Annotated in this window: 19 protein-coding genes; 6 read left to right on the forward strand and 13 right to left on the reverse strand. The window is 64.1% G+C overall.

All coding sequences use genetic code 11. From position 1 onward, the window contains the following. Positions 1 to 35: 35 nt before the first annotated feature. Positions 36 to 1301: an ATP-binding protein gene (locus FJ490_RS19445; RefSeq protein ID WP_140685020.1), complete on the reverse strand. Its 1266-nt coding sequence runs from the start codon at positions 1299 to 1301 to the stop codon at positions 36 to 38. 194 nt (positions 1302 to 1495) lie between these two features. Here FJ490_RS19445 and ppk2 point away from each other — a divergent pair, with 194 nt between their 5' ends. Continuing rightward, entirely contained in the window at positions 1496 to 2404 is a 909-nt protein-coding gene (gene ppk2, locus FJ490_RS19450) for a polyphosphate kinase 2 (RefSeq protein WP_140670920.1), read from the forward strand. A gap of 56 nt (positions 2405 to 2460) precedes the next feature. On the opposite strand, the gene FJ490_RS19455 is transcribed toward ppk2, so the two are convergent. From FJ490_RS19455 to FJ490_RS19465, 3 genes are all read right to left on the reverse strand, one after another. Continuing rightward, complete coding sequence (locus tag FJ490_RS19455; RefSeq protein WP_246672682.1) at positions 2461 to 3228, reverse strand: enoyl-CoA hydratase-related protein; 768 nt, start codon at positions 3226 to 3228, stop codon at positions 2461 to 2463. Continuing rightward, the gene (locus FJ490_RS19460) at positions 3225 to 3863 is read right to left on the reverse strand and encodes an acyl-homoserine-lactone synthase (RefSeq protein ID WP_140629547.1); all 639 of its coding nucleotides are present in this window, start codon (positions 3861 to 3863) and stop codon (positions 3225 to 3227) included. The genes FJ490_RS19455 and FJ490_RS19460 overlap by 4 nt, the downstream gene beginning before the upstream one ends. A 96-nt stretch (positions 3864 to 3959) precedes the next feature. After that, on the reverse strand, positions 3960 to 4886 hold the full coding sequence (locus tag FJ490_RS19465) for a LuxR family transcriptional regulator (RefSeq protein WP_224647240.1): 927 nt from the start codon (positions 4884 to 4886) through the stop codon (positions 3960 to 3962). Positions 4887 to 4946: 60 nt separating this feature from the next. Between FJ490_RS19465 and FJ490_RS19470 the strand changes: the two genes are divergently transcribed. After that, entirely contained in the window at positions 4947 to 5798 is an 852-nt protein-coding gene (locus FJ490_RS19470; protein ID WP_140728885.1) for a transporter substrate-binding domain-containing protein, read from the forward strand. Between the two features lie 68 nt (positions 5799 to 5866). Here FJ490_RS19470 and FJ490_RS19475 read toward each other — a convergent pair whose 3' ends face one another. Beyond that, positions 5867 to 6274, reverse strand: coding sequence for a tellurite resistance TerB family protein (locus FJ490_RS19475; protein WP_140496659.1), 408 nt, complete (start codon positions 6272 to 6274; stop codon positions 5867 to 5869). Between the two features lie 159 nt (positions 6275 to 6433). Here FJ490_RS19475 and FJ490_RS19480 point away from each other — a divergent pair, with 159 nt between their 5' ends. After that, the gene (locus FJ490_RS19480; protein WP_140523947.1) at positions 6434 to 8080 is read left to right on the forward strand and encodes a lysine--tRNA ligase; all 1647 of its coding nucleotides are present in this window, start codon (positions 6434 to 6436) and stop codon (positions 8078 to 8080) included. Here FJ490_RS19480 and FJ490_RS19485 read toward each other — a convergent pair. The 8 genes from FJ490_RS19485 to FJ490_RS19520 form a co-directional block, all read right to left on the reverse strand. Continuing rightward, the gene (locus FJ490_RS19485) at positions 8046 to 8897 is read right to left on the reverse strand and encodes a thermonuclease family protein (RefSeq protein WP_348640083.1); all 852 of its coding nucleotides are present in this window, start codon (positions 8895 to 8897) and stop codon (positions 8046 to 8048) included. The two genes, FJ490_RS19480 and FJ490_RS19485, sit on opposite strands and share 35 nt — an antisense overlap. Positions 8898 to 8908: 11 nt before the next feature. After that, positions 8909 to 9553 (reverse strand): helix-turn-helix transcriptional regulator, encoded by a 645-nt coding sequence (locus tag FJ490_RS19490; protein ID WP_140496665.1) that lies wholly within the window; start codon positions 9551 to 9553, stop codon positions 8909 to 8911. 123 nt (positions 9554 to 9676) lie between these two features. Continuing rightward, positions 9677 to 10222 (reverse strand): thioesterase family protein, encoded by a 546-nt coding sequence (locus FJ490_RS19495; RefSeq protein ID WP_140523944.1) that lies wholly within the window; start codon positions 10220 to 10222, stop codon positions 9677 to 9679. 64 nt (positions 10223 to 10286) lie between these two features. Then, the gene (locus FJ490_RS19500) at positions 10287 to 12506 is read right to left on the reverse strand and encodes a 3-hydroxyacyl-CoA dehydrogenase NAD-binding domain-containing protein (RefSeq protein ID WP_140728884.1); all 2220 of its coding nucleotides are present in this window, start codon (positions 12504 to 12506) and stop codon (positions 10287 to 10289) included. 14 nt (positions 12507 to 12520) lie between these two features. Further along, on the reverse strand, positions 12521 to 13729 hold the full coding sequence (locus FJ490_RS19505; protein WP_140523939.1) for an acetyl-CoA C-acetyltransferase: 1209 nt from the start codon (positions 13727 to 13729) through the stop codon (positions 12521 to 12523). 31 nt (positions 13730 to 13760) lie between these two features. Next, the gene (locus tag FJ490_RS19510; RefSeq protein WP_140496673.1) at positions 13761 to 14930 is read right to left on the reverse strand and encodes an acyl-CoA dehydrogenase family protein; all 1170 of its coding nucleotides are present in this window, start codon (positions 14928 to 14930) and stop codon (positions 13761 to 13763) included. A gap of 112 nt (positions 14931 to 15042) precedes the next feature. Beyond that, complete coding sequence (locus FJ490_RS19515; RefSeq protein WP_140728883.1) at positions 15043 to 16833, reverse strand: acyl-CoA dehydrogenase; 1791 nt, start codon at positions 16831 to 16833, stop codon at positions 15043 to 15045. A 261-nt stretch (positions 16834 to 17094) separates the two neighbouring features. Continuing rightward, a complete protein-coding gene (locus FJ490_RS19520; protein ID WP_140728896.1) occupies positions 17095 to 17556 on the reverse strand; it encodes a MerR family DNA-binding transcriptional regulator in 462 nt (153 codons plus the stop codon). Positions 17557 to 18002: 446 nt separating this feature from the next. Between FJ490_RS19520 and FJ490_RS19525 the strand changes: the two genes are divergently transcribed. The 3 genes from FJ490_RS19525 to FJ490_RS19535 all read left to right on the forward strand — a co-directional run bounded on the left by FJ490_RS19525 (position 18003) and on the right by FJ490_RS19535 (position 23917). After that, positions 18003 to 22013 carry a peptidoglycan-binding protein gene (locus tag FJ490_RS19525; RefSeq protein ID WP_140728882.1) on the forward strand — a complete coding sequence of 1337 codons (4011 nt, stop codon included), beginning with the start codon at positions 18003 to 18005 and terminating at the stop codon, positions 22011 to 22013. A gap of 192 nt (positions 22014 to 22205) precedes the next feature. Continuing rightward, entirely contained in the window at positions 22206 to 23129 is a 924-nt protein-coding gene (locus FJ490_RS19530; RefSeq protein ID WP_140496679.1) for a sulfite exporter TauE/SafE family protein, read from the forward strand. Continuing rightward, on the forward strand, positions 23129 to 23917 hold the full coding sequence (locus FJ490_RS19535; protein WP_140496681.1) for a TIGR02186 family protein: 789 nt from the start codon (positions 23129 to 23131) through the stop codon (positions 23915 to 23917). The genes FJ490_RS19530 and FJ490_RS19535 overlap by 1 nt, the downstream gene beginning before the upstream one ends. The last annotated feature ends 179 nt before the right edge of the window (positions 23918 to 24096 follow it).

The following is a 24096-nucleotide window of genomic DNA, read 5'->3' on the forward strand; positions in this document are numbered from 1 at the left end:
GAAAAAAGAAATGGCAGCTTGGAAACTAGGGCGGCTCAGGCCGCCGGCAAATGAACCGAGAAGGCGGCGCCCTTGCCGACTTCGGACTTGATCGAGAGCCTGGCGTTGTGGCGCGTCAGGATATGCTTGACGATCGACAGGCCAAGGCCTGTACCCTTCTGGGTTCGACTGCTCTCGACGTCGACGCGATAGAAGCGCTCCGTGATGCGCGGAATGTGCTCCTCGGGAATGCCGGGGCCAAAATCCCTGATCGTCACGTCGATGCCCGCTTCGCCCTCGGCGTCGCCGCGCGCGATCGACACCACCACGCGGCCGCCCGACTGCCCATATTTGCAGGCGTTTTCCAGAAGGTTCTCGAAGACCTGGAACAGTTCGTCGCGATCGCCCGGCACGTCGAGAGGGCCGTCGGCGAAATCCCGCTCGATGACGACGCCGTTTTCCCGCGCCAGCGGGGCCAGCGAATCGATGACGCTGTCGACGGTCTGGCGCAGGTCGACCTCGGTCCCCGGCCGCAGATAGGGCTTCATCTCCAGCCGCGACAGCGACAAAAGGTCATCGATCAGGCGTGCCATGCGGCCGGTCTGGTTCTGCATGATCTGCAGGAACTGCTCGCGCGCCGCCGGGTCATTGCGGGCCGGTCCGCGCAGCGTTTCGATGAAACCCGATATCGAGGCGAGCGGCGTGCGCAATTCGTGGCTGGCATTGGCGATGAAATCCGCGCGCATGCGGTCGATGCGGCGCGCTTCGCTCTGGTCCTTGAACACCATCACGTAGAGATCGGTGCCGTGACCGACCGAGGAGGCACTGACCCGGTAAGTCCGCTCGACCGGCAGCCTCTCGGTGTAATCGATGACATCCGACGCGACCTCGCCCGACAGCACGCCGTCCAGAAGAGCCTGCATTTCCGGCGCCCGGAATTTCAGCGACAACGATACGCCAGGCGCGATGCCGCCAAAGGCGGCGAAGGCGGCGGCGTTGGCATGAACGATCGCCGCGGCATGGTCGAAGATGATCAAGGGGTCGGCGACGGCCGCCGCCAGATATTCGCCGGACAGGCGTTGCAGGCCGATGGCCTCGATCGCCGCGCCGCTTTCGCCGGGCTGGCGCGTGGCTCCAGCCGGTATCATCGCCGCCACCAGCAGCAAAGCCAGCGCCGGCAGCAGCACATAGGCGGAAATGCCCGCAAAGGCATAAACCGCCATGACCGCGACAAGACCGGCGACCAGCAACCATCGGCTGTTCCACAGCCGCGCGGCAAGCGCTTGCGCCATACCCTTCTCGTCTGCGCCCTGGTCCGCCATTCGCGCCTGCGCCCCGCTCCCGGTCCGGCAATTTCGCTGGACCGGCCTGGCGCATGACGCCGAAAAATCAGAATCGATTTTCGGAAAGGATCATGCGCAAAATCCAAAAGTGCAGCGCCCTTTGCGTCTGAAGCGGCGCGCGGCACTGCAATGGCTCAATAGCACGAGTCCGTAAGCTGGAAAGGTTCGCCTCGATGAAAAAAGCCAAGGAAAACACCGCCGCGCCGACCCAGGGGCCGCTGAAGCTCAGGATCAACGGCAAGGAGCGGGAGTTCGACATCGAGAATCCGGCACTGCCGGACTGGGTCGAGGAGCGCAAGCTGACCGCGGGTGGCTATCCCTACGACAAGAAGATGAAGAGCGACGAGTATGACGAGACGCTCGAGGCCTTGCAGATCGAGCTGGTCAAGGCGCAGGCGTGGCTGCAGTCGACAGGCAAGCGGATGATGGCGCTGTTCGAGGGCCGCGACGCGGCCGGCAAGGGCGGCACGATTTTCGTCCTGCGCCAGTACCTCAATCCGCGCACGGCACGCAACGTAGCGCTGACCAAGCCGACGCCGACCGAGCTGGGGCAATGGTACTACCAGCGTTATGCGGACCATTTCCCGACCGCGGGCGAATTCGTCACGTTCGACCGTTCCTGGTACAACCGCGCCGGCGTCGAACCGGTGATGGGCTTCTGCACGCCCGAACAGCACGAGAAGTTTCTCGACGAGACGCCGCACTTCGAAAGGATGATCGTCAATGACGGCATTCACTTCTTCAAATTCTGGCTGAACATCGGCCGGGAGACGCAGCTCGAGCGATTTCACGATCGCCGCCACAGCCCGCTGAAGAGCTGGAAGTTTTCGCCGATCGACATTGCCGGCATTACCAAGTGGGACGACTACACCAGGGCGCGCGATACCATGTTCGAGCGCACCCACAAGGAATTCGCTCCGTGGGTCATCGTGCGGGCCAACGACAAGCGCCGCGCGCGGCTGGCGGTGATGCGGCGCATCCTCCTGTCGCTGCCTTATGACGGCCGCGACCTCGACATCATCGGCAAGGAAGACAAGAAAATCATCGGCGAAGGGCCGTCATTCCTGGCAAAACAGGACTGACGGTGCCTGCGCCACGCGGCACTGGACCGCGTGGCGCAACGCCTTCGGCGCGACGCTCAGGCCGCCAACCGGGCAATCCGCTGCAGCCGCCGCAACGTGGTGTCGTCCTGCAGCGCCTGCTGGAACAACGAAATCTCCTGATCGATGCGTTCGCAAAGTTCCGCGGGGTTCCCCTTGAGCAGGCCGCGCGTCTGCAGCAGCGCGGCGACCGGCTTCCTGGCGAGCTGCCTTGCCCGGCCGAGGGTTGCCTCCTCGACGCTGCCTTCGGAGACGATCTCGGCGACCAGGCCGAGCGCCCTGGCGTCGTCGGCGCGCAGCGTGTCGCCGAGGCAGAAAAAGCGGAAGGCGCCGGCGTAGCCGAGCTTCTGCGGCGCCAGGATGCTGGTCGCGGCATCCGGCACCAGGCCGAAATCGACGAACGGCACCCGGAACGTGCTTTCGGCGGACGCGATCACCATGTCGCAATGGAACAGGATGGTGCAGCCAACGCCGACCGCATCGCCGTCGACACAGGCCAGTATGGGTTTGGGGAACGTCGCCAGCGTGCGGAACATGTCGGTGACGGCGGCGATCAGCTTCTGGTGCTTGGTAGCCTCGAGAAATTCGGAAAAATCGCCGCCGAGGCAGAAGCAGCCCGCCAGACCGCGCAGCACGACGACACGCACATCGTCATTGTCGGCGGCTTCGTGAAATGTCCTGGCCAGGCTTTCATAGGCCCTTCTGTCGAGCACCGGCCGGCCGTCGGTCGACGATACGGTAACGATCAGCGTGTGGTTGCGCAGTTCGGGTTGCGGGTGCGCGTTCATGGCCGTTTCCGATCTCATGACGCCCGCCTTTGCCCGAACATATCGGGATATCCCCTGGCCAGAACGGGAGCGTGGTGATTGCGGCGCGAACGCACCACATCCAGCGTGTGCTCATTGAAGGTGAGCAGCGTCGCGACGACCTGCTGGTTGCCATAGGTGCGCTGATAGCCCAGCGGTGTGGCCAGGAAATGCAGCTGGAGCGCGCGCAGAACCCACATCGGCTCGAACTCGATGATCACCTTGTCGACGCCGCGCTTCAGCCCCCACTCGACGAAGCCGGCAATGAGTTCGGTACCGACGGTCGAAACACCTCGGCGGCCGTCGCGAAAGCCGGGAGCGACCGCATAGCGGGTCAGTTCCCAGATGTTCGGACCCGACGGCGGCGTTCCCACGGAAAGGTCGGTCAGCACCTCCGTTAGCAGATGCGGCCGCGTGGTCGGCAACATCCTCTGATAGCCCGCGACCTCGTTGCCTCTGATGACGATCTGATGCACCGCTTCGTCATGATCGAACTGGTCGATCTCGAAGCCATCGGGGCGCCGCAGGTCCTCCCACCCCATTTCCTCGACAAAAATCCTGTAGCGCAGCCGATGCACGGCCTCCCACAGATCGGGATGTTCCATCAGTTCTTTTGTTGTAAGGGAAAAAATCATTTTGCCGTCTCCTGTTCAAGAGGAAGATACGGCCGTGCCCTCGCAAGAAAATTACGCGATCACGTAGGCAGGAATTTCTAGGCCGACCCGGCCGACCTAACTAATATAGCCGCGCCTTATCGCTTCAGCGACTGCCTGTACGCGGTTGACGGCGCCGAGTTTGCTTTTGGCGTTAAGGAGGTGTTTCTCCGACGTGTGTTCGGAGATGCCGAGGATTTGCGAAATCTCCCATTCGGACTTGCCGACGGCGGCCCATTGCAGGCATTCGCGTTCGCGCGGCGTCAGCTCGACATTATCGATGGTCTTGCTGGCCTTCGTGTGAAGCTGCATGGCCCGGCCCACCGCATAGGTCGACACCAGCGACACCAGGCCGAACTCGGCGGCGGACAGTTCCACGGCCTCGCCACCCAGTGACACCATGACGATCTGGCCGTCGAGCGTGATCAGCGGGAAGGCCAGCCCGTCGCGCAGCTTGAACACGACGGCGTCGCCCATCACTTCGCCGCTGCTTCTGTCGATGCTAACGCCCTGGGCCGCTTCCCGCCACTGGAACGGCGCCTGCAACTGTTTCATGTGGCTGACGATCGGGTCGTGATCGACATAGTTGCGCGCCACGTAGCGCTCCAACCATTCGACAGGCCAGTCGCAAAGCAGCACATGCTGCTTTTGCTGGCCGGTCGGCGTGCCCGGTTGCGGTACGGTGCCCGCCATCAGAGCGGTCAGGCCAAAATCCGACGTTATGCCCAACAGCCTCTCGCAAACCGCAGCCGCCGTTCCGGCTTGCTGCAGGTGATCTATGTATTCCAGCGTGCGATCGAACTGACCCATCGCAACATCAAACCCCATGTTGCCTCGTTGAAATCGATGATCCGTGCCTTGTTGGCACTTCGCCACCGACCAGGGATTGCAAAGCGTTGCCTTGTGGTTGTGGTTCTCGACCCTGGTCCCCACCCGGGCAGCCACCGCTGTTTGCAAACCTGCTAAAGCATATCCTGAAATCGACGCGTTGAAATCAAAAAGCATTGTGCCTGTACTATTTTCGTACCAGAACCGATGCGAACACAGGTGCGATGGAAGTTTATCATGGCGTTCCAGCGGAGGTCTCTCGTCCTTGCGTCGATGCTGATCGCGTCGCTGGCGTTGGGTGAGCGCGCGCGCGCGGCCGAGCCGCAGGTGCCGGTGCTGTGGGATGCCAAGGAGCGGCTACCGAAACCGGAGCTCTCCGCACTGCCGCGGCTGCGGTTCCTGACCACAACCGATTTCCCGCCCTTCAACTTCCTGGACGCCGCGGGAAAGCTGTCCGGTTTCCACATCGACCTGGCGCGCGCCATCTGCGCCGAGCTCGGCATCGTCGACAAATGTCAGATCCAGGCATTGCCCTGGACCGAGCTCGAAGGAGCGCTTGAGAAAGGCGAAGGCGAAGCGATCATTGCCGGCATCGCCGCGACGCCGCAGTCACGCCAGACATACGCCTTCTCGCGCTCCTACCTGCAATTTCCGGCGCGCTTCATCATGCCGAAGGGCGAGGCGCTGACCGAGCCGCTGTTCGCCAAGCTGCGCGGCAAGCGTGTCGGCGTGATATCAGGCTCGGCGCATGAGCGCATGCTGCGCGATTATTTCAACACCGTTCAGGTCGTCACCTTCGACAGGCCGGAAGACCTCTACGCCAACCTCAAGGCCGGCAAGATCGATGCCGCCTTCGGCGATGGCATGCGTTTCGCCTTTTGGCTGGGCGGTTCGGATGCGGCCGGCTGCTGCCGCTTTGCCGGCGGACCTTATCTGGCGCCGGAATATCTGGGTTCGGGCATGGCCGTCGCCGCCCGATCCGATGACCCGGCGCTGGCCGCCGCTCTCGACTACGCGCTGCAGGAGATTTCGCTGAAAGGCACGTTCGCCGAGTTCTACCTGCGCTATTTCCCGGTCAGTTTCTTCTGATCCGGTCCCGGTCAGCTTTTTCTGATCCGGTCCCGATCAGTTTCTTCCGGTCGGTTGAGTGTCGCCGCTCAGGTCAGCGTGCGCAGGCGCGCCTTGGCCGCACGGGCGATCGCCGCGACGGTCAGCGTGTCGAGATCGAGCTTGAGGCGAATGAGTTGGAGCACCCGCACCTCCTCCATCCGCATTTCGAGATCGACGGCCGCGACCTCGAAAGCGGCTGCATAGGCGGTGTCGCGCAGGCGCTCCGGCAGGGCCTCGGCCACGCTTGCCAGGACACCCTCCAGCCCGCCCTTTTCATGCAGCTTCTTCTGGCAGGCTTGGGCGACGCCAACCAGGCGGTCGTGGTCGAAATCCTCGAATACCGGCCATGAGCGGACGACCTCGCCGATCCGCGCCAGCTCGACATCCGTCATGTCGCGGTCGGAGGCGGAGGTGATGACCATCAGGTAGATCAGCGCTTCATGCGGGGTCGGCATTCAACAACTCCTCGATACGGGCTGCGAAGGTAGGAACGCGTTCCCTGCGCTGCAAGGAAAAAGCGCCGCGCTCGTTGACGCTCCGGTCAGGCGCGCATAGAGACCGGTTGAAAATCCTCACTTGCGGCTTTGCCGGCGTCTAATTTGGAAAACAGTGACATGGCGGGATCAAACATCATCGATCTCAATCCCGAAGTGCTGACGGCGGCGGCCGAAAGCAAGGCGTGGCCGTTCGAGGAAGCCCGCAAGATCATCGAGCGCTACAAGGGCCGCGAACTCCCGCAAACGGTGCTGTTCGAAACCGGATATGGCCCGTCCGGCCTGCCGCATATCGGCACGTTCGGCGAGGTGGCGCGCACGTCGATGGTGCGGCATGCCTTCCGCGTCATCACGCAGGACAAGGTCGCCACCAAGCTGCTGTGCTTTTCCGACGACATGGACGGGATGCGCAAGATACCCGACAGCGTGCCGGATCGCGCGGCGCTGGAGCCGCACCTGCACAAGCCGCTGTCTTCGGTACCCAACCCTTTCGGCGGGGATTATGCGAGTTTCGCCGACCACAACAACGCGATGCTCTGCCGCTTCCTCGACACGTTCGGCTTCGACTACGAGTTCGCCAGCGCGACGCAGTACTACAAGACCGGCCGCTTCGACGCGATGCTGTTGCGCGCGGCCGAACGCTACGACCAGATCATGGCGGTGATGCTGCCGACGCTGGGCGAGGAGCGGCAGGCGACCTACAGTCCGTTCCTGCCGATCTCGCCGAAGAGCGGCCGCGTGCTCTACGTTCCCATGAAGCATGTCGATGCCAGGGCGGGCACCATCACCTTCGACGATGACGGTACCGAGACCACGCTGCCAGTTACCGGCGGCAAGGTTAAGCTTCAGTGGAAGCCCGATTTCGGCATGCGCTGGGCGGCCCTCGGGGTCGATTTCGAGATGTTCGGCAAGGACCATCAGACCAATGCAGTGGTCTACGACCGCATCTGCAACATCCTTGGCGGGCACGCGCCGGAGCATTTCGTCTACGAGCTGTTCCTGGACGAGAACGGCCAGAAGATCTCCAAATCCAAGGGCAATGGGCTGACCATCGACGAATGGCTGACTTACGCGCCGACGGAGAGCCTGGGACTCTATATGTACCAGCGGCCGCGACAGGCCAAGAAGCTCTATTTCGACGTCATCCCGCGGGCCGTGGACGAATATTACACCTTCCTTGCAGCCTATCGGAGGCAGGACTGGAAGGAACGGCTGGGCAACCCGGTCTGGCACATGCACGACGGCAATCCGCCCGCCATCGACATGCCCGTGCCGTTCTCGCTGCTGCTCAACCTGGTCAGCGCCTCCAATGCGCAGAACAAGGACGTGCTGTGGGGCTTCATCTCGCGCCATGTGCGGGGCGTGACGCCGGCGACCCACCCTGAGCTCGACAGGCTGACGGGTTATGCGATCCGCTATTTCGACGATTTCGTGAAGCCGACGAAGACCTTCCGTGCGCCCGACGACGTCGAGCGGGAGGCGCTGGAAGCGTTGGATCAGGCGCTTGGCGCCCTGCCGGCGGGCTCGGACGGCGAGGCGATCCAGAATGCCGCGCTCAACGTCGCCCGCAAGGTGGAACGCTATCAGGATCATTCCAAGAAGAGCCCCGAAGGTGGTCCGGGCGTTTCGGGCGCCTTCTTCCAGATGATCTACCAGGTGCTGATCGGGCAGGAGCGCGGACCGCGCTTCGGCTCGTTCGCGGCACTCTACGGCATCGCCGAGACGCGCGGGCTCATTCAGAAGGCGTTGGCTGGTCAGCTGGCTTGAGAATGCCGCCGACCTCTTCCAAGATCGAGCCCGGCGCTTGCGGCGCCGGGGCGCGGGCGGCCGGCATCGAAGGCACGCCTGAAAGGCTTGGCGCCGATCCGAAAATGCCTTTCCTTTCGCTGCGCGCTTTTTCCCCGACTTCGACGTAAGGGCCGCCTTTGGCGGCGCGCGCCCAGCCGTTCTCGACCAGCCATCGGCCGACATCCTGCTTGCCGATCCGGCAGTCGGCGGCGATCAGGTCGCGGCCGCCTTCCGGCGGCACGGCGCAGACCACCGCCCGGCCGCGCAGGAAGGCGCGGAACGCCGTGCGCGCGCGGACGCCGCAGGGCCAGGATTTACCGTCCGAGGTGCAGGTCTCGTCCTGCCCGACAATGTCGACGCCGGAAACCGCGACAGAATAGCCCTTCGCCTCGATCAGTCCGGCGGCGGGCGCGACCGGCTGGAACAGCTTCGTCCCTTTCCAGTCGTCCGGCATTTTCGGCTTGGGCGGCATGGCCAGCGCCAGCTTGCTCAACGGCGCGCGCGGCTCCACCCGCTCCAGCTCCTTGCTGGGAAGCTCCGGCGGCGCCACGACTTGGGGATCGATCGCACGCGAGTGCGGGCTAGCGGCGGGGGGCGGCGGAGCGGCAATGGCCGATGTGGCCGGCTCCTCCGGCACACCGTCGGTGCCTGGCTGAGAGACCGTATCGGCGCTCGGATCGATCTGTTCCACCCCGACGGCAGCTTCGCCGCTCTTCAGCGCGCGGCCGCCGGCGACTACCAGCGCGGCCATTCCAGGGACCATCAGAACCGCAAGGACAAGATGAGGAAGCCGCACCAGCCCGCACCCTATTGGCTTGCCCAGACGATCCGCGCCACCCATTCAACCTCGCGCATGGGAATGTCGCGGTCCGGATGATCGGGATTGAGCGAAACCAGTGCGATCGACCTAGCGGTCTGGCGATCGAGCACCTTGGCCATCACCTCGCCGCCCGTCGTCTTGACGACGACGCGATCGCCCTTGCGGATGAGGGCTGCCGGCTCGACGATGAGCACGTCGCCATTGCGGTAGAGCGGCAGCATTGAATCGCCTTGCACCTGAAGCGCATAGGAACTCTCGGTCGATTGCGCCGGCAGTTCCACCAGATCCCAGCCTTGACCGGCCGGGAAGCCGGCATCGTCGAAAAACCCGCCGGCGCCGGCCTGGGCAAAGCCGAGCAACGGAACGGCACGCCCGCGGGCGGGCATCGCGCCGTGGCCGGCCCGACCTTCTATCAGCCCGGTGAATTCGTCGAGCGAAGCGCCCGTCGCCTCGATGATCTTGGCCAGCGATTCGGTCGAGGGCCAGCGCGGCCTGCCGTCCGACGACAGTCGCTTCGACTTGTTGAAGGCAGTCGAATCAAGGCCGGCCCGCTTCGCCAGGCCGGAAGCCGAGAGCGAATACCGCTCGGCCAGAGCGTCGATGGCGGCCCAAACACGGTCATGCGAGAGCAATTCCGCTCTCCTTGCAAAAAGGAAAAAATGCCTTTCCTTTCTAGTCTTCGAATGAAGGTTTGTCCACCGGTTGTGCCATGGCACTACATCTTCCTGCTGGCCGCGCCAATTCCGGTTTCCGGGTCAACCGATCCGCTTGGCCTGCCCGCGCAGGTTCCGGTGCGAGGCCATGAACGCCCGCTCGGCTTCGCTGGGCGGACGCGGCTGGGCGGAGCGGCCAAGCGCGGCGACGACCTCGTCAATATCGAGAAAGCGCCGGGCGGCGCGGTCGTAGACGCCGGCTGTCGTCATGATCAATGCGGCGGTCTCGCCATTGTCGAGGACGAAACGGTGCTTGCCGATGACCTGGCTGCCTTCCCAGGTCTCGATCGAAGACACCACTTCGAAACGCCGCCACAGTTTGATCTCACGCACATAGGCCGATTGCAGCCCGCCGATCATCGGCGCCCAGCCATTCGTTCTCGCCAGAGTGATGAGGCCGGCGCGGATGAAGATATCGATGCGGCCAAGGTCCGCCAGCATCATATAGCGGGCATTGTTGAGATGGCGGTTAAAATCGATGTCCGTCGGCAGGCAGCGAAAGGCCAATCGGCTTTCATCACCCATCTGGTAGGAGCCACGGCTGCCCGCCGTGGCCATCATACGCGCAAGGCGCCCCCAGACATACATTACGGCGCGGCGCGTCTTTTCGGACGCGCAAGGGACGCCGCGGCACCTTTGATTCCGACCACGCTCAGGCCGCCTGCTTCACGTCGCCCTTCGCGTAGGGGTCGAAGCGCTGGTAAAAAGTCTCGCCCTTTTCGGCCATGTCGAGCAGCAGCCTGGGCACCTTGAACTCGGCGCCGTATTTCTTCTGCAAGCCCTTTGCGATCTTGACGAACTGCCCGGCGCCGATGCCGTCGATGTAGGACAGCGCGCCGCCCGTATAGGGCGCGAAGCCGAAGGCCAGGATCGAGCCGACATCGGCCTCGCGCGGATCGGTGACGATGCCCTCCTCCATCACCCGGGCCGCTTCCAACGCGATGGTGACCAGCAGGCGCTGCTGCAATTCCGCATAGTCGACCTTCTCCGGCTTGAGCTGCGGATAGAGCTCCTTAAGGCCCGGCCACAGCTTCTTCTTGGCCGGCTTGGCCGGATAGTCGTAGAAGCCCTTGCCGTTCTTGCGGCCGAAGCGGCCGTGGTCGTCGACCATGGTGTTGATCAGCGCCATCTGCTTCGGGTCGACCGCCTTCTCGCCGAGATCCCTGATGGTCTGCTTCATGATCTTCTGGGCGAGGTCGATGGCCGTCTCGTCGGTCAGCGCCAGCGGGCCGACCGGCATGCCGGCGGCCTTGGCGGCGTTCTCGATCATCGGCGCCGGAACGCCCTCGATCAACATCTTGTAGGCTTCCGACATATAGCGCAGGACGCAGCGGTTGACGTAGAAACCGCGCGTATCGTTGACGACGATCGGCGTTTTCTTGATGGCGCGCACGAAGTCGACCGCGGTGGCCAGCGCCTTGTCACCGGTCTTCTTGCCAAGGATGATTTCGACCAGCATCATCCTGTCGACGGGCGAGAAGAAATGGATGCCGATGAAATTCTTCGGCCGCGCCGAATTCTTGGCCAGGGCGGTGATCGGAATGGTCGAGGTGTTCGACGCGAAGACCGCCGACGACTTCAGCGCCGCTTCCGCCTGTTCGATAGCGCTTTTCTTCACCGCGGAATCCTCGAACACCGCCTCGACCACGAGATCGCAGCCGGCAAGGTCGGCATAGTCCGATGTCGGCGTGATCAGCGACAGGAGCCTGTCCTTGTCCTCAGGCTTGGCACGCCCCTTCTTCACCTGATCCGAGATCAGACCATCCGAATGGGCCTTGCCCTTCTCGGCGGACTCCATGTCGCGGTCGAGCAGCACCACCGGGATGCCGGCTTTGGCCGTGACATAGGCGATACCGGCGCCCATGAAGCCCGCGCCGAGAATACCGATCTTCTTGAACCTAGTTTCCGGCACGCCAGCCGGGCGGCGCGCGCCCTTGTTCAATTCCTGCAGCGACACGAACAGCGAGCGGATCATCGCCGCCGCTTCCTTGGTCTGCATGATCTCCGTGAAATAGCGCTGTTCGATCCTGAGCGCGGTGTCGAACGGCACCAACAGGCCCTCATAGACGCATTTCAGGATCGCCGCGGCGGCCGGATAATTGCCATAGGTCTCGCGGCGCAGGATGGCGATGGCCGGGGGCCACAGATTGGCGCCCGCCGCCGAATAGACCGGACCGCCGGGCAACTTGAATCCCTTCTCGTCCCACGGCGCTACCGGCTTGAGGCCGTTCCTGATCATGGCCTTCGCAGTCTCGACCAGCTTGGCCGGCTCGGCGATCTCGTGGATCAGGCCCATCGACTTCGCCTTCTGCGGCGACAGGTTCTGGCCGGAGGTCAGCATTTGCAGCGCCTGCTGCTGGTCGGTGAGACGCGGCACCCGCTGGGTGCCGCCGGCGCCCGGGAAAATACCGATCTTCACCTCGGGGAGCGCCATCTTCACCTTGTCGGAATCGGCGGCGACGCGGCCATGGCAGGCCAGCGACATTTCGAAGGCACCGCCCATGCAGGTGCCGTTGATTGCTGAAACCCACGGCTTGCCCGATGTTTCCAGCTTTCGGAACAGGCCGGTCATGATGCCGGCGTTTTCGAACAGCGCCCTGGTGGCCTTTTCGAGATCCTTGCCCTTTTCAGTCGCGAAGGTCGTCAGCATCTTCTGGAGCATGGTGATGTCGGCGCCGCCTGAGAACGTATCCTTGCCGGAGGTGATGACCGCGCCCTTGATGGCGGCGTCGCCCGCCACCTTGTCGACAATGGCGTTCAGCTCGCGCATCACCTTCTCGGTGAAGACGTTCATCGAGCGGTCCGGCATGTTCCAGGTGACCAGCGCAATGCCGTCGGCGTCGATGTCGAGGGTGAAATTGGTGTAGCTCATCGTTTCTCTCCCCGTCAGACGCGTTCGATGATGGTTGCGGTGCCCATGCCGGCGCCGATGCACAGCGTCACCAGCGCGGTGTTCAAATCACGGCGCTCGAGCTCGTCCAGCACGGTGCCGAAGATCATCGCGCCGGTGGCGCCCAGCGGATGGCCCATGGCGATGGCGCCGCCATTGACGTTGATCCTGTCGTGCTCGATATCGAAGGCCTGCATGTAGCGCAGCACCACGGAGGCGAAGGCCTCGTTGAGCTCGAACAGATCGATGTCCGACAGCTTCATCTTGGCGCGCTTCAACAGCTTCTCGGTGACGTCAACGGGGCCGGTCAACATCAGCACCGGCTCGGAGCCGATGTTGGCGAAGGCGCGGATGCGCGCGCGCGGTTTCAGGCCCATGGCCTTGCCGGCCTTCTTCGAACCGAGCAGCACGGCCGCCGCGCCATCGACGATGCCCGACGAATTGCCGGCATGGTGGACGTGATTGACCTCCTCCACTTCCGGATGCTTCTGCACCGCGACGGCGTCGAAGCCGCCCATTTCGCCGGGCATGACGAAGGAGGGATTGAGCGAGGCCAGCGACTGCATGTCGGTCGATGGGCGCATATGCTCGTCATGGTCGAGGATGGTGAGACCATTCTGGTCCTTGATCGGGATCACCGAATTCCTGAAGCGGCCATCGGCCCAGGATTTTGCCGCGCGCTTCTGGCTCTCGACGGCGTAGGCGTCGACATCATCCCGGCTGAAGCCGTATTTTGTGGCGATCAGGTCGGCCGAAATACCTTGCGGCACGAACCAGCCGGGCAGGCCGACCGAAGGGTCCATGAACCAGGCGCCACCCGAGGCGCCCATGCCGACGCGCGACATCGATTCGACACCGCCGGCAATGACGATCTCATCGGCGCCCTGGGCTATCTTGGCGGCGCCGAAATTGATGGCGTCGAGGCCGGAGGCGCAGAAGCGCGAGATCTGCATGCCGGGCGCCGAGGTCGCGTAGCCGGCCTCGAAGGCCGCGGCGCGCGGAATGACCGACCCCGCCTCGCCGACCGGGTCGACACAACCGAAGATGATGTCGTCGACAGTTGCAGTGTCGAGCCCGTTGCGGTCGCGCAGCGCCTCCAGCGTCCTGGCGGCGAGCCGCACTGCCGGCACTTCGTGCAGCGAGCCATCCTTCTTGCCCCTGCCGCGCGGCGTGCGAACGGCGTCATAGACGTAAGCTTCGGCCATTTTCCTGCTCCTTGGGTTTGCCGACCGATGCTCAGAGCGAGCGGCCGATCAGCAATTTCATGATCTCGTTGGTGCCGCCATAGATGCGCTGGACGCGGGCGTCGCGGAACATGCGGGCGATCGGATATTCATTCATGTAGCCATAGCCGCCATGCAGTTGAAGGCATTCGTCGACGACTTTGCCCTGCAGGTCGGAAAGCCAGTACTTGGCCATCGACGCCGTCACCGGATCGAGACCGCCATCGATGTGGCGCGCCACGCAATCATTGTAGAAGACGCGGCCGATCGTGGCCTCGGTCTTCAGTTCGGCCAGCTTGAACTGGGTGTTCTGGAAATCGATGACCGCCTTGCCGAACGCCTTGCGCTCCTTGACGTATTCGATGGTCAGCGCCAGCGCGCGCTCGACCATGGCAATCGCGCCTGTGCCGATCTGCAAACGCTCCTGCGGCAATTGCTGCATGAGCTGGATGAAGCCTTGTCCCTCCTCGTGGCCGAGCAGGTTGGAGGTCGGCACACGCGCATCGTTGAAGAACAGCTCCGATGTGTCATTGGCCTTCAAGCCGATCTTGTCGAGGTTGCGGCCGCGCTCGAAGCCGTCGACCTCGTCGGTCTCGACGACGATCAGCGAAGTCCCCTTGGCGCCCTTGTCCGGATCGGTCTTGGTGACGACGATGATGAAATTGGCGAGCTGGCCATTGGTGATGAAAGTCTTGGAGCCATTGATCTTGTATTGGTTGCCGTCCCTCTCGGCCCGCGTCTTGACGCCTTGCAGGTCGGAGCCGGCGCCGGGCTCCGTCATGGCGATGGCGCCGATCAGTTCGCCGGTGGCGAGCTTCGGCAGCCATTTCTTCTTTTGCTCCTCCGAGCCGTAGTGGAGGATGTAGGGGGCGACGATCGAATTGTGCAGACCGATGCCGAAGCCGTCGACGCCGACATGGCCGATGGCCTCGATGATGGCGCTCTCATGGGCGAAGGTGCCGCCCGATCCGCCATATTCCTCCGGCATTGAGGCGCAGAGCAGGCCGGCGGCACCGGCCTTCAGCCAGCTCTCGCGGTCGACCATTTCGTTCTTCTCGAACTCGTCGTAACGCGGCGCGATCTCTTCGGACATGAAGCGGTGCGCCATGTCGTAGAGCATGCCGACCTCGTCCGCCGCCCAGGCGGGCTTCGGCAGGCCAAGGATTTCGGCTGGGTTGGTCATGCGATGATCTTCCTCCCAAGGTCTGCCATCGAAATTGAGATCCGCGCACTGTCGCGGCGCCCCCTCCCGGCCCCTCTGGACCGCCCTCCCCTCAAAGGGAGAGGGACCATTTCTAGAACGCTTCCGCCGGCAGTGCCATCAACGTATCGGCGCCACTGGAGATGCGGGCGAGACGCGTCGCGGTTTCCGGCATGCTCCGCTCCATGAAGAAGCGCGCCGTCACCAGCTTGTTGTCGTAGAAGGACGACGCGCCGTTGGCGCCCGGCTTGCCTTGGGCGGCCCTGGCCATCCGCGCCCACATATAGCCGAGCGCCACGAGGCCGAAGAGATGCATGTAGTCGGTCGAGGCGGCGCCGGCATTGTCGGGCTTGGCCATGCCGTTCTGCAGCAGCCACATGGTCGCCGTCTGAAGATCGTTGAGGCTCTTCTTCAATGCCTTGGTGAAGGGGGCCATCTTCTCGTCGGCGCGGTTCTCTTCGCAGAATTCGCCGACTTCCTTGAAGAACGCCTGCACCGCGCGGCCGCCGTTCAGACCCAGCTTGCGGCCGACGAGGTCGAGCGCCTGGATGCCGTTGGCGCCTTCATAGATCATGGCGATGCGGGCATCGCGCACGAACTGGCTCATGCCGTGCTCTTCGATGTAGCCATGGCCGCCGAACACCTGCTGCGCCATCACGGCGTGATCGAAGCCCTTGTCGGTGAGCACGCCCTTGACCACCGGCGTCATCAGCCCGGTGTAGTCGTCGGCCGCCTGGCGGTCCTTGTCGTCGGCGGAGCGATGGGCGATGTCCGACTTGATCGCCGTCCACAGCGCCAGCGCACGGCCGGCCTCGTTGAAGGCCCTCATGGTCATCAGGCTGCGGCGGATGTCGGGATGGACGATGATAGGATCGGCCTTCTTGTCCGGCGCCTTCGGCCCCGACAGCGAGCGGCCCTGCAAGCGGTCCTTGGCGTAGGCGACGGCATTCTGGTAGGCAATCTCCGACAGCGACAGCCCCTGCAGGCCGACGCCGAGCCGTGCCTCGTTCATCATCGTGAACATCGCCTTGAGACCGCCATTGGCCTCACCCAGCAGCGTGCCTTGCGCCTCGTCATAATTCATGACGCAGGTCGAATTGCCGTGGATGCCCATCTTCTCCTCGATCGAACCGCAGGAGACGGTGTTCCTCTCATCGGGATTGCCAGAAGCATCGAGCTTGAGCTTCGGCACGATGAACAGCGAGATGCCCTTCACCCCTTCGGGCGCCCCCTCGATGCGGGCCAGCACCAGGTGGACGATGTTGTCCGCCATGTCGTGCTCGCCGGCCGAGATGAATATCTTCTGGCCCGAGATCTTGTAAGTGCCGTCGCCATTCGGCACGGCCTTGGTGCGCAGCAGGCCCAGATCGGTGCCGCAATGCGGCTCGGTCAGGTTCATGGTGCCGGTCCAGGCGCCCTCGACCATCTTCGGCAGCCATTTGGCTTTCTGCTCGTCGGTGCCATGGGTGATGATCGCCGCGATCGCGCCCTGCGTCAGGCCCGGATACATCATCAGCGACATATTGGCCGACACCATATACTCGGCCACGGCGGTATGAACGGCATAGGGCAGGCCCTGGCCGCCGAACTCGACGGGCGCCGCCAGCCCCATCCAGCCGCCCTCGCGATACTGATCGAAGGCTTCCTTGAAGCCCTTCGGCGTCGTCACCGAGCCATCGTCATGGCGCACACAGCCTTCCATGTCGCCGACACGGTTGAGCGGATGCATTACGTTTTCCGCGAGCTTGGCGCCCTCGGCGAGGATCGCCTCCAGCACGTCGGGCGTTGCATCAGAAAAGCCGGGGAGATTGGAATAGCGCTGGTAGCCCAGCACCTCGTTGAGCACGAACAGCGTATCCTGCACCGGCGCCCTGTAGATCGGCATGCTCTTCTCCACCCTCGGACCTGATCCGAAACCCCCGAATTCATGTCAGGCGGCATGCGGACCCGTGTTCAGCGGGAGATAACAAAAATTGACGTTTGCGTAAACGTCAATTCAGCCGATGCGACAAAATTTCTCCTGCACCGCAGCAAACCGCACGCGATGCAGTACATGTGTTGGAACCCTCAATGACAAAAGCCGCGTGGCGCTCGCCACACGGCTTTTTTCGATCATGGATGTTGCGCCGCAAGGCGGCGGCCCAAATCAGCCGGCGACGCTCGCCTGCGGCGCCGAGCGCTCGACCAGCATCTGCCGGACGGCAGCCATGGAGGTGCTCAACTCGCTGATGGCGTCATCGATGAGCGCGCGCTGCTTCTGGAGGCGGGCAAGCTGCTTCTCCGACTTGTCCAATGCCAGCCGCAACTGCTTGGTGTTGGAGCCGGTGGGATCATAGAGATCCATCATCTGCTTGACGTCGCGCAACGAGAACCCGACCTTGCGGCCGAGCAGGATCAGTTTCAGCCGAACCCTGTCGCGGCGCGTGTAGAGGCGGGTTGAACCGTCGCGCTGCGGGTTGAGGAGGCCCTTGTCTTCGTAGAAACGCAGCGTGCGCAGCGTCACGCCATATTTCTTGGCCATTTCGCCGATGCGGACGAGGTCCTCGCCCGAGTCGACGGATATAGTGTTGGTATTGGCCGCGGTCTCGCCGGCCGAGATAAGCTTCATGGTCACTGGCTTTCCCCGTCTGCGGCGTCGCGGTCCTGGACCAAGCGATGCCTGACTGAAAGCGGGGGCGTGCTTCCAGCCGTGGTTTCAACAAACAAATCGCAAACAGCACGCTTGATGCGCCTTTTACGTTTACGTCAATTCTATACCGATAGCCCTCACATGACGCAAGGGCGTTGTGCGGGCGGCGCTTTATGCCGCAGCGGCTGGTTCACCGCGAACTTCGTCGCAACTTCTTAAGCTTGGTTAACGCGTTGTTTACCACGTTGGGCGAATTGTGCGCATGTCGGCTACCCGTGTTTATCCTGTATCGATTTTTTCACGGTTTTTCGGAGCGCGGGTGAACCCCGGGAGGCTTGTCTTCCACCGTGGTGCGGTCGCCTTCGTTCCGGCGAGGATTTGGGGAGCTGGTCGCAAACCGGCCAATCTGAAAGACGGACGCACCGATGAACAGCAAGCGGTCCTACCTCGACACACTCAACGCCGGCAGGCAGCGCAGGCCTCAGACCACGCTCGAGCAGTTGAACCGCTCGCTGGAGACGCTGGAACAGCGGCTGGAGAGGACGCGCGAGGATACGATGGCACGTCCCGATCCCCGCCACTATGGCGCCGAACCGCGCTATCCCGCAGCACAGCCTTCGGCTCAGCCGCGCTGGTACCAGGATCCGCAGCCCGCGCCGCATCCGCAGGCTCCGATGCCGGCGCCGGCCGTCGGCCAGAACTACCAGAACCTTGCCCGCGATATCGACCGCATCCGCGGCCAGGAAGACAGCGTTGCCATGGTCGGCAAGATCGCCGGCGAGCTGCGCGGCATGCGCGAGGAATTGCGCCACCAGATGACTGCCGGGCTGAAGAGCGAATTCGAGGCGCTGCGCAAGGACATCGACCGCGCACTGCTGGCAAACGCCAAGTCAGGCGCTTCGGGCAAGGGCAGCGCCGAACTCGGCCTCGAATTCGAGCGGCTTTCCGGCGCCATCAAGACGCTGTCGGAAAAAAGCGACGACAGAAGCGTCAACATGCTGCGGCTCGAACTCGAACAGGTCAAAGCCGCGCTCGACACGCTGGCGCGCGAGGAGAGCGTGCAGAAGGTCGACCGCCGCTGGGACGATTTCGACCGTCGCTGGACAGCCTTCGAGGACCGCGTCGACGCCGACCAGCGCAACCGCTCACCGGACCCCGCCATTTCGGGCCTGACCGATCGGCTGGAGCAGATCAGCAACGCCGTCAACAACCTGCCGGAATCGCTATCCCTGCGCTCGCTGGAGGAAAAGGTCCGCACGCTGGCCAGCGCCGTGGATCATTTCGCCAGCCAGCAGGACAATCGCGGCGGCAGCACGCTGGCCATGATCGATGAGCGGCTGGACGAGATCTCCCGCGCCATCGTCGCCTCAACCGTCGCGGCACAGGCCAATTCGCTCGACCATGAAGCCTTCGAGCGCATCGAGAAACGGATCGATTCGCTCGCCCGGCAGATCGAGGAAGTGGCGCAGGACCACCCCGGCAACGCCGTCGTCGACCGGCTGAACACGCTGTCGAGCCGGGTCGACGAACTCGCCGGCCGCGCCACCCTGCCCGAGCAGGCAATGGAACGGCTGGCCAAGCAGATCGCGCTCATCGCCGACAAGATCGACCAGGCGCCGGCCATGCCAGACGCCGACTATATCTTCCACGGGCTGGAGCAACGCTTCGACGTGCTGTCGTCGATGATGGAACGGCGCCAGGGCGACGCCATCGAACAGGGCAACATGCTGTTCCGCGATCTTGAGCGCCGACTGGACGAGGTTGCCGACCGGCTCGACCGGCGCATGCCGCAAGTCGACGGCGCCGGCATCATGGAAGCCATCGATGCCCGCTTCACGGCGCTCGCCAAGCGCATGGAAACACGCATTCCCGACCCCGCCGGCGAAGCCGCGATCCGTGGCCTGGAAAGCCGGCTCGAAGACATTTCGAGCCGCCTGGACTCGTCCGCCGCGCAAGTCGCCGTCATCGATCCGGCGCTGATCCGCAGCCTGGAGGCGCAAGTCGCCAGCCTGTCCGCCCACCTGTCCAGGCCCAGCGCACCGCTGCCGGAGTTCGAGGACATCAGCCCACGCCTCAATGAAATCGAGAAGGCGCTGGCGGGAACGCGCGACTCCATCCTTGGCGCGGCGCGCGAGGCGGCCGAGAACGCGGTGCGCTCGCTGGCCGGCTCGGGCGCCGACACGTCGGCGGTTTCCGGCCTTGCCCAGGACCTGAAGACGCTCGAGACGCTGACACGCCGTTCCGACGAGCGTAACTCGAGAACGTTCGAGGCCATCCACGACACGCTGCTCAAGATCGTCGACAGGCTGGGTTCGCTGGAACCAGGCGAACCGTCCGAGGCGATGAGCGAGTTCCTGGACGCACGCCCGGATGAAGCGATCGGCAAGCGCCGTGGGCGAGCCGGCAAGATGGCCGTGGACGCTCCGTCGATGGATATCGACGAGCCCATGCCGCTGACAGGGGACATGGCCGATCTCGACGGCCGCGCCGCCGCGATCATGCGCAGCCAGCCCGCTTCGCCACGCGGGCCGGGTGCGCGCTCGCCCGCGGAGGCGGCGGCCGCCGCCGCCATGGCCGCGCTTGGTTCCGATCCGATCGCCGGGAAGGGCGAGCCGGCAAGCCGCCGCAAATCGATGCTGGGCGGCCTGGCGCGCGCCTTCAAGGGCAAGAAGGAAGCAGACGTTCCGCCGCTGGCGGGCTCGATGCCGGGTCCGGAAATCCCGAGCGTCGACCTCGACGAGCCGCTCGACCCGAAAATGGCCAATCGGCCACTGGAGCCCGGCTCCGGCGCGCCCGACCTCAACGCCATCATGAAGCGCGTGCGCGACGAGCGCGGGCAACCGGCAAAGCTCAGCGACAGCGATGCCGCAAAATCGGACTTCATCGCGGCTGCCCGCCGCGCGGCGCAGGCCGCCGCCGCCGAGGCCGACGCCTTGAAGCGCCAGTCGACGATGAAGGGACCGGTGAAGGCGCTCAGGATCGGCGACCTGCTCAAGGCGCGGCGCAAGCCGATTCTGATGGCGGCCGCTGCGATCATGCTGGCGCTTGCCGGCCTGCAGCTTGGCAAGGCGTTCCTCGCCGATCCCGCCCAGGTGGCAAGCAATGATGCGCCGGCCGTTGCCTCGCAACCGCTGGAAACCGCATTCGTCGACGCTGCGAGCCCGCCCAGGCCGAAAACCCAGTTGGCGGCAGCGAACAGCGAACCGGCCCGTGAGGTCAGGCAGGCCGAGCCCTCCGCTCCGGCGGTCAAGGACGACATGGTGGCGCAGACCGCGCTCGCCATGCCGTCGGACGGCGATGGGCCGACGAACGCTGGCCCGACGGCGGAGCGGGCTCCGACGGCGATGGCTCCCGTCATGCCTGCCGGCGCGGGTGCGGCAGGCTCCGACGCGATGGCTTCGGCAGAACCCATTTCCGCCGGTCCCGTCGCAGCGGCTCCTTCTTCTCCGGCACCTTCCGCTGCTGCCGGCGGAACGCAAACGACGGACAGCGGTGTCCAACCGACAGTGGCTGCACCGGCCATGGCCAATGACAGCACCGGCGCCGTCGTGCCCGCCGGCGCTCCCGCGGCCCCGGCCAAATTCGACATTCCCGCCGATGCAGGCCCGGTCGCCCTGCGCGACGCCGCAGCCACCGGCGACGCCAAGGCGCTGTTCGAGATCGGCTCGCGCTATTCCGAGGCGCGCGGCGTCAAGGAAGACATGGCGGCCGCGGCCAAATGGTATGAAAAGTCCGCGGAACTCGGCTTCGCTCCGGCCGAGTATCGCATCGGCAATTTCTACGAGAAGGGCATCGGCGTCCCGCGCGACATCAAGAAGTCGAAGACCTGGTACCAGCTCGCCGCCGAGCAGGGCAACGCCAGCGCAATGCACAATCTGGCAGTGCTGTTCGCCATGGCCGCGGACGGCGTGACCGACAATGAATCGGCCGCGCACTGGTTCCAGGAGGCCGCCGATCTCGGCGTGAAGGACAGCCAGTTCAATCTCGGCATCCTCGCCGCCAAGGGCGTCGGCATGAAGCAGAACCTGGAGGAGTCCTACAAATGGTTCGCGCTCGTCGCCAAGACCGGCGACAAGGACGCTGCCGCCAAGCGCGACGAGATCGCCAACGCGCTGCGTCCCGAGCAACTCGAGCGCGCCCGCGCCGCCACCGAACTGTGGAAGGCCAAGCCGCTCGATCAGGCCGCCAATTCGGCCGACATTCCCGAATCCTGGCAAGATGGCACACCGCAGACCACGGCCAGCATCGATATGAAGAAGGCGGTCAAGAACATCCAGCTCATCCTCAACAAGAACGGCTACGACGCCGGCGGCGCCGACGGCGTGATGGGCGCGAAGACCAAGAACGCGATCGTCGCGTTCCAGACCGACAACAAGCTGCCTGCGACCGGTGCGGTCGACGAAAAGCTGGTCAAGGCGTTGCTGGCGCGCAAATAGCGGCAGGAGCGTCGTATCCGCGACGCCCCTGCCACACATTTGCCTGTTAACTGCTTGAGATGTTTTTTGTTTCGGCGCGGCGGCGGGGTTTGACCCGGCCGCCGCTTCGGCGCAAGGAAAAATTGGCTTTTCGGTGCGATACTATCCGCAACGGCGGTATTCGCCGACTGGCAAACTGATCGAGACCGACGGGTGGGCATCTATCTCCCGATTGCGGAAATTTCCGTCAACGTCTTCGTGCTGCTGGCCATGGGCGCTGCGGTGGGCTTTCTGTCGGGCATGTTCGGCGTCGGCGGCGGTTTTCTCATCACGCCGCTCCTGATCTTCTACAACATCCCACCGGCAATCGCGGTGGCGACCGGCGCCAACCAGGTCATCGCCTCATCCTTCTCCGGCGCGCTGTCGCATATGAAGCGCGGCACGCTCGACTTCAAGCTCGGCGGGGTGCTGCTTGCCGGCGGCATCGTCGGCTCCACCGGCGGCATCTACGTCTTCGCTTTCCTGCGCAGGCTGGGACAGCTCGACCTGTTCATCTCGCTGCTCTATGTCGTGCTTCTGGGCACCGTCGGCGGGCTGATGCTGGTCGAAAGCATCAATGCGCTGCGCGCCACGCGCAGCGGCGCGGCACCGGTGCTGAAGAAATCCGGCCAGCACAACTGGATCCACCGCCTGCCGCTGAAGATGCGATTCAGGGCCTCGAAGCTGTTTGTCAGCGTCATCCCAGTGCTTGGGCTGGGCGCGGCCATCGGCTTCCTGTCGTCTATCATGGGTGTCGGCGGCGGCTTCATCATGGTGCCGGCTCTGATCTATCTCCTGAAAGTGCCGACCAACGTCGTCATCGGCACCTCGCTGTTCCAGATCATCTTTACCTCGGCCTACACCACTCTGGTCCACGCCACCACCAATCAGACGGTCGACGTGATGCTGGCCTTTCTTTTGATGGCCGGTGGTGTCGCCGGCGCGCAATATGGCGCCAAGGCCGGCCAGCGGCTGCGCGGCGAGCAGTTGAGAGCGCTGCTGGCGATGCTGGTGCTGGCGGTGGCGATAAGGCTTGCCATCGACCTCTTCGTCACGCCGCCCAATCTTTATTCGCTGTCCGGCGCGGGCTTCAACTGATGAATGGCCTGAAAGCGCTCGCAACCGCCGCTCTTCTGTCATTGATCGCCGCCGCACCCGCGAAGGCGCAGACGCCGCCGACCGAAAGCATCCAGATCGGCCTTTCCACCGACAAAGTCTCGATCACCGCCGGCTTTTCCGGGGCCGACCTGACCATTTTCGGCTCGCTGGAAAATCCTGATCCGCTGGTGGCGCGCCAAGGCCGCTACGACATCATCGTCGTGCTCGAAGGTCCACCCAAGCCGGTGGTGGTGCGCCGCAAAGACCGGGTGCTCGGCGTCTGGGTCAACCTGGAATCCGAGACCTTCGAAAACGTGCCGGTGTCCTATTCGGTGGCGACGACGCGGCCGTTGCAGGACATCACCGAGCCGAACAGCTACAGGCAATTGTCGCTTGGCGCCTCCAATCTCTACATGCAGCCGGCGGACGCCGGCGACAGCCCGGCGACGATCGAGGAATTCACCGCGGCGTTGCGCGAACGCAAGGCCGCGACCGGCCTCTACAGCGAGAATGTCGGCGGCGTGCAGTTCCTGTCGCAGAACCTGTTTCGCGCCACGGTGCGGCTAGCGCCGAACGTTCCGGTCGGCACCCACAAGGCGCGCGCGTTCCTGTTCAAGAGCGGCCTGTTCATCAAGGAGAGCTCGGCCCAGCTCGAAATCCGCAAATCCGGTTTCGAACAGTCGATCTTCCGTGTCGCCCACGACTATTCCTTCCTCTACGGCGTCTTCGCCATATCGCTGGCCATGGTGACGGGCTGGCTCGGAAGGTTGATCTTCCGCAAGGACTAAGGCGGCTACAAGGGGGTTCCCCTTTCCTGGATCATGCTATAGACCGCCACCTCCCGGCCCGCCGGGCAACACGCACAATTCAATTCGGCAGAGCGGTCCGGCCACCCCGGACGACAGAGAGCGCACGCTTCACAGGCGGCGCCGAACCACTGCCTTGGCAGAGATGACAGGAGGCTGCG

The organism is Mesorhizobium sp. B2-5-11 (assembly GCF_006440835.1).
Classification (GTDB): domain Bacteria; phylum Pseudomonadota; class Alphaproteobacteria; order Rhizobiales; family Rhizobiaceae; genus Mesorhizobium.